Genomic DNA, 1,001 nt, shown 5'->3' with positions numbered 1-1,001 from the left:
ATTCACAAATATCCCTTCAAAAAAAATTTTCGCTAGAAAAGCATCATCGGAAGCTACTCCGTTTAAAAAGCAACTTGGCCCTTCCAATATTTTTATAAAAGTGATCAATAATACCAAAATCAACTATTAATAATTTTAATTACCAGACTCAAAAAAGCGTATCCTTTTGGAAACTAAAACTGGTTATAAACTCTCCACTATTAATGTATTATTAATAAGGTTTGGGACTAAATACACTAATATTTTCTCCTACTTTAAAATTTAAAATTCTTTAAAAACTATTTTTCTAAGGCTTTCTATATCTGGATGAAAATCCATTTCTTGCCAATCAGTTTCAGCGATCTCTTTTGTGTTTACTATTATTCCATCATGAACCAATGAATTAAAGATAACAAGCCAATAAATTCCCATATTTTCTGTATCCTTCACCATTTCAACGAGTTTCTGAGAGAACAAACGCCTACTTTTGGCTCCTTTAACAACTGCCAGCCCAACCGATTCTGCATCAGCATCTTCTAAAGGAATTTCTTTATGAATTTTTACTATGGTGGAATCCTCCTGCAAGACAACCTTCATGTCATCATCATCAAAGGTGGTTTTGTAATCAATTGTTACCTGTATTAATTCTTGGGGCAACCCATCTAATACCTCTCGATAAACGTGATCTTTATAAATATTATCCCCATTGGTAATCACAAAATCACTTTCCAACATCAAATGATTGGCCAGCCACAAAGAAACTAAGTTATTAGTGGTATCGAAAAATGGATTATATATGGTTGATATTTTGATTTCTTCCTTATATTCCTTCACCTTAGCATCAATTTGCTCGTGTTTATATCCTGTCAAAATAACAATCTCTGAAAACAATTTTGATTGGACAGCATTCGATATTTGTCTTTCCAATAAAGTAGTACCATCCCCTAACTCCAATAAGGATTTAGGGGTATTTTTAGTTAATGGCATTAGCCTTGTTCCTTTTCCGGCTGCTAAAATAAATA

The 1,001-nt window shown here is 32.4% G+C and carries 1 protein-coding gene; it reads right to left on the bottom strand.

Annotated features, from left to right (window positions below; genetic code table 11):
• Positions 1-261 precede the first annotated feature (261 nt).
• Positions 262-1,001: phosphocholine cytidylyltransferase family protein (locus tag E1171_RS00800; protein WP_155203150.1), on the bottom strand; the 740-nt coding region annotated here is incomplete at its 5' end.

Origin of the sequence: Xanthovirga aplysinae, assembly GCF_009711365.1 — a bacterium.
GTDB lineage: Bacteria > Bacteroidota > Bacteroidia > Cytophagales > Cyclobacteriaceae > Xanthovirga > Xanthovirga aplysinae.
This window is presented reverse-complemented; position numbering and strand designations above follow the sequence as displayed.